General features: G+C 61.3%; 4 protein-coding genes. 3 read left to right on the top strand and 1 reads right to left on the bottom strand.

What is annotated here, in order from left to right; all coding sequences use genetic code 11:
- The coding region (locus AYR66_RS29205) for a hypothetical protein (RefSeq protein ID WP_206047009.1) at positions 1-200 on the top strand (200 nt) is incomplete at its 5' end.
- Positions 197-889: a hypothetical protein gene (locus AYR66_RS01120; RefSeq protein ID WP_141103992.1), complete on the top strand. Its 693-nt coding sequence runs from the start codon at positions 197-199 to the stop codon at positions 887-889. The genes AYR66_RS29205 and AYR66_RS01120, both read left to right, overlap by 4 nt.
- Before the next feature lie 77 nt (positions 890-966).
- On the opposite strand, the gene AYR66_RS01115 is transcribed toward AYR66_RS01120, so the two are convergent.
- Positions 967-1,425: an Lrp/AsnC ligand binding domain-containing protein gene (locus AYR66_RS01115; protein WP_088705974.1), complete on the bottom strand. Its 459-nt coding sequence runs from the start codon at positions 1,423-1,425 to the stop codon at positions 967-969.
- 145 nt (positions 1,426-1,570) lie between these two features.
- On the opposite strand from AYR66_RS01115, the gene putA reads away from it, so the two are divergent.
- A complete protein-coding gene (putA, locus tag AYR66_RS01110) occupies positions 1,571-5,251 on the top strand; it encodes a trifunctional transcriptional regulator/proline dehydrogenase/L-glutamate gamma-semialdehyde dehydrogenase (protein ID WP_088705973.1) in 3,681 nt (1,226 codons plus the stop codon).
- Positions 5,252-5,276 lie beyond the last annotated feature (25 nt).

Raw genomic sequence — 5,276 nt, 5'->3', positions numbered from 1 at the left:
ATCGTATTGCGCGACAGATTCGTGCGCCGTTCGATCTCTCGTATGGAGAGCTTCTCGCGGAAATGCATCCGCCTGATCTTGGCAAACATGCCCACTGTGATCACTCCTCGTCCTCCTGCCCATTTATTGAGCAGGCGATTGAATCACGTGGGTCAAATTTGGATGAAAACTACTGCGGAAAGTGGGTCAATTTTCAGTGAACGTCAACAGCCGTTCCCATTTGCCAGAACGATTCGACACACCTTTTGCACGGGTTGCGCGAGGTTATGCCGTATTGCTCGGTCCCTCCCAGAAAGGGATAAATGAAGTTCAACTTGCGCTCGAGGATTTTCAATGGGCTGCCGATAAAGGCTACGTCCTTGCATACGAAGGTATCGCAATGGCCGCCGGCCGTGCTGACCGGCGCAAGGGCATGGAATGGTTGAAGAAAGCAATTGAAGGTGGAATGTCCCCCGCTGCTCATTACCTGACCGATCACAGGTCGCCTGGCCGCGAGATTCTTTCGCAAGAGGACTATCTGGTATATGCATGCATCGCTGCCCATCCTGCGGCGATCGAGTCCACCGACTTCCTCAGAGAGGTGTGGGATTCTCCAAAGCATGGCATTCCTGCTCCCGAAGCCTTAAGTAGACTATTTCAAGAGGCCCTTCGAAAACGTGCTGAGAAAAAACGCGAAATCTTTGCAAAGGTATGCGCAGCCAACGACCCATTCTTCTGGAATGCGCCACCTGCGGCCGTGCAGAAAAAGCAGGAACAAGTTCGGAAACGTCTTGCCCAGACACTCGGTAACATCAAGCAGCAAATTGGGCGTTATCCGGAATTGCGCTGGTTCAGCAGTCCTGACCAATCGGACTTTGACTTATTACCGACGTTTAAGCCAAAGCAATAAAGAATTGCCGTGCACCTGATGGTCGGTTCGATTTGGGCCAGCGTATGCTGTGAAGAACACCATGCAGGATTCAGTTTTCACCGTATCGGCAGCCGCGTCGTATTCTTCACCTCTTCCATCACCGCGTAGGTGTGCGTCTCGCGCACACCCTTCAACTGCAGCAGCGACTTGCCGAGGAATTCGCGGTAGGCGTTCATGTCCTTTACCCGCGCCTTGACCAGGTAATCGAAGCCGCCGGCCACCATGTGGCATTCCTGTACTTCCGGGATGACCTGCACGCTGCGCTTGAAGGCTTCGAAGACTTCCGGCGTGGTGCGGTCGAGCACGACTTCAATGAAAACCAGCAGCGAGACGTCCAGCAATTGCGGGTTCAGCGTCGCGCTGTAGCCGAGGATGTAGCCGGCGTCCTGCAGCTTGCGCACGCGTTCCAGGCAGGCGGCGGGGGAGAGGTTGACGCGGGACGCGAGCTCGACATTGCTGATGCGGCCGTCGTTCTGGAGTTCGGAGAGGATTTTCTTGCTGATCTTGTCGAGCATGGCGTGCACACCATAAGAATTTTGTTCGGCTGGATTTTCCCACAAAATAGAAAATTTTGATACCACGCTTCATTTCCAGAATTAATCAATAGCGATCCTCCCTACAATCGAAAATCATTTTTTTCATGGATTTTCACCCCTTACCATGCTGATTGCTGCACAGGAATTCTCTTCGGCCGCGCCGTTCGCCGCGCTGCACGCCGACATCGACCACATGCCGACCACCCTGCGCGCGGCAATTACCGCCGCCTGGCGCCGCGACGAGCGCGAAGCCGTGCAGTGGCTTCTGGACCAGGTCAAGCCTAACCATGCGTCCCAGGAAAAGATCCAGGACCTGGCGCGCAACCTGGTTCAGGCGGTTCGCGAAAAGCGCACCCGTTCTTCCGGCGTGGATGCGCTGATGCATGAATTTTCGCTGTCGTCCGAGGAAGGCGTGGCGCTGATGTGCCTGGCCGAAGCGCTGCTGCGTATTCCCGACCACCAGACGGCAGACCGTCTAATCGCGGACAAGATCAGCAAGGGTGACTGGAAGAAACACCTCGGCGAGTCGCCGTCGCTGTTCGTCAATGCCGCGACCTGGGGCCTGCTGATCACCGGCAAGCTGGTCGGCACCAACAGCGAACAGGGCCTGGGCTCGGCGCTGACCCGCCTGATCGCCAAGGGCGGCGAGCCGCTGATCCGCAAGGGCGTGGACCTGGCGATGCGCATGCTGGGCAACCAGTTCGTGACCGGCCAGACCATCGCGGAAGCGCTCGACAACAGCCGTCCGAACGAGGCGCGCGGCTACCGTTATTCCTACGACATGCTGGGCGAAGCAGCGCTGACCGAGGAAGATGCGGCGAACTATTACAACGCCTACGAAAACGCGGTGCATGCGATCGGCCGCGCATCGAACGGCCGCGGCATCAAGGATGGCCCGGGCATTTCCGTGAAACTGTCGGCGCTGCATCCCCGCTACTCGCGCGCGCAGCGCGACCGCGTGATGAATGAATTGCTGCCGCGCCTGAAACGCCTGCTGATGCTGGCCAAGCAGTACAACATCGGCCTGAACATCGATGCGGAAGAGGCCGACCGCCTCGAGCTGTCGCTGGATCTGATGGAAGCGCTGGCCTTCGACAAGGACCTGGCCGGTTTCGACGGCATCGGTTTTGTGGTGCAGGCGTACCAGAAGCGCTGCCCGTTCGCGATCGATTTCCTGGTCGACCTCGCGCGCCGCAGCGGCACCAAGTTCATGGTGCGCCTGGTGAAGGGCGCGTACTGGGATGCGGAAATCAAGCGCGCGCAAGTGGACGGCATGCCGGGTTATCCGGTGTATTCGCGCAAGGTGTATACCGACGTGTCCTATCTCGTCTGCGCGCAGAAACTGCTGGCATCGACCGACGTGATCTACCCGCAATTTGCGACGCACAATGCGCATTCGCTGGCGTCCATCTATACCTGGGCACAGGACCGCGGCATCAGCGACTATGAATTCCAGTGCCTGCACGGCATGGGCGAGACGCTGTACGACCAGGTGGTCGGCGCGGAAAACCTCGGCAAGCCGTGCCGCATCTACGCGCCGGTCGGTTCGCATGAAACCCTGCTCGCGTATCTCGTGCGCCGCCTGCTCGAGAATGGTGCCAACTCGTCCTTCGTCAACCAGATCGTCGACGAAAACGTGGCCATCGATTCGCTGATCGCCGATCCGTTCAAGACCGCGAAACAGCTCGGCGGCGAACCGCATGCGAACATCGCGCTGCCGGTGAACCTGTACGGCGCGGAGCGCCTCAACTCGGCCGGCGTCGATATTCCGAACGAAAACGTGCTGCGCGAAATCGACATCGCCTTCCAGGGTTTCTCTGAAAAGCAATGGGATGCCGCGCCGCTGCTCGCATCGGGCGCGGCCAGCGCCAACCAACCGCATGACATCCTCAATCCGGCCAACCACCGCGATGTGGTCGGCCGCGTGGTGGAAGCGGGCGCGCAGGATGTGGAGAGCGCGCTGTCGGCTGCCGAAGCGTATTCGACCGACTGGCAAACCACGCCGCCGACGCAACGTGCTGCAGCACTGGTCCGCGCCGCCGAACTGCTCGAGCAAAACACGCCGGAACTGCTGGCACTGACCATTCGCGAAGCCGGCAAGACGCTACCGAATGCGATCGCCGAAGTGCGTGAAGCGGTGGACTTCCTGCGCTATTACGCGGCACAAGTACAGGACGGCCCGAACACCCAGGCACTGGGCCCGGTGGTGTGCATCAGCCCGTGGAACTTCCCGCTGGCGATTTTCGTCGGCGAAGTCAGCGCGGCACTCGCCGCCGGCAACGTCGTGCTGGCCAAGCCGGCGGAACAGACGCCGCTGATCGCCTTCCGTGCGGTGCAACTGATGCATGAAGCGGGCGTGCCGAGCGGTGCGCTGCAATTCCTGCCGGGCACCGGCGAAACCGTGGGTGCAACGCTGACCGCCGATGCGCGTGTGCGCGGCGTGATCTTCACCGGTTCGACCGAAGTCGCGCAAATTATCAACCGCACGCTGGCCAAGCGTGCCTCCGCTGAAAAGCGCGACATTCCGCTGATCGCCGAAACCGGCGGCCAGAATGCGATGATCGTCGACTCCAGCGCGCTGCCGGAACAAGTGGTGCAGGATGTGCTGAGCTCGGCCTTCGACAGCGCCGGCCAGCGTTGCTCCGCATTGCGCGTGCTTTGCCTGCAGGAAGATATCGCCGACAAGACGGTGAAGATGCTGAAGGGCGCGATGCAGGAACTGCGCATCGGCAACCCGGACCGCCTCGCGACCGACGTCGGCCCGGTGATCGACGCGGAAGCACAGAAGGGCCTGCTCGCACACATCGAGCGCATGAAGTCGCAGTCGCCGAACGTCTTCCAGCTGCCGCTGCCGAAGGCATGCGAGCAAGGTACCTTCGTGCCGCCGACCGTGATCGAACTCGATTCGATCGCGCAACTGCAGCGTGAAGTGTTCGGCCCGGTGCTGCACGTGATCCGCTATCGCCGCGACGACCTGCCGCAGCTGATCGACACCATCAATGCGACCGGCTATGGGCTGACGCTGGGCATCCATTCGCGCATCGACGAGACGATCGATTTCATCACGGCGCGTGCGCATGTCGGCAATATCTATGTGAACCGCAACATCGTCGGCGCGGTGGTCGGCGTGCAGCCGTTCGGCGGCGAAGGCAAGTCCGGCACCGGCCCGAAAGCCGGCGGTCCGCTCTACCTGAAGCGCCTGCAGCGTGATGCGGTTGTAGCGCGTGCAGCGCACACCATCCACGAACAGCAGCACGCCGCGCTGCCGGCCTTCGACAGCCTGATGAAGTGGGCCGGCTCGCATGGCCACACCCGCGTCGCGGCGCTGGGTGACGGCTATGTGCATGCCAGCCTGCTGAATACGGAAATGGTCCTGCCCGGCCCGACCGGCGAGCGCAATACCCTGCGTTTTGCGCCGCGCGGCCTGGTGCTGTGCGCCGCATCGCAGGTCGAGGTGCTGCTCAACCAGCTGGCGGCCTGCTTTGCGACGGGTAACCGCGTGGCCCTGAATTCGCAGACGGCTGCGCTGCTGCCGCCGGGTCTGCCGCAGGATGTGCGCAAGGCGGTGGACGTGGTCGAGGAAAAATCGATTGCGAGCATCTCGCTTGCGATGGCGCTGGTGGACGCGGACCTGCTGGCGGAGTTGTCCGTCCGCCTCGCTGCGCGCGACGGTGCGCTGGTGCCGGTGATCGAAACCACCGGCAGCGACGCGATTCCGCTGTGGCGCCTGGTGGCCGAGCGCGCAGTGTGCGTCAATACGACGGCAGCCGGCGGCAACGCCAGCCTGATGACGCTGGGCGCCTGACCGATGCAGGAAAAGGATCTGCTCG

The sequence above is a fragment of the Noviherbaspirillum denitrificans genome (assembly GCF_002211445.1).
Classification (GTDB): Bacteria; Pseudomonadota; Gammaproteobacteria; order Burkholderiales; family Burkholderiaceae_D; genus Noviherbaspirillum; species Noviherbaspirillum denitrificans.
The sequence above is the reverse complement of the archived record's forward strand: the minus strand, read 5'-3'. Positions and strand labels throughout refer to the sequence as shown.

Coding starts and splice junctions, on each gene's coding strand:
- AYR66_RS01115 (WP_088705974.1), bottom strand. CDS start 1,425: ATGCTCGACAAGATCAGCAAGAAAATCCTCTCCGAACTCCAGAACGAC.
- putA (WP_088705973.1), top strand. CDS start 1,571: ATGCTGATTGCTGCACAGGAATTCTCTTCGGCCGCGCCGTTCGCCGCG.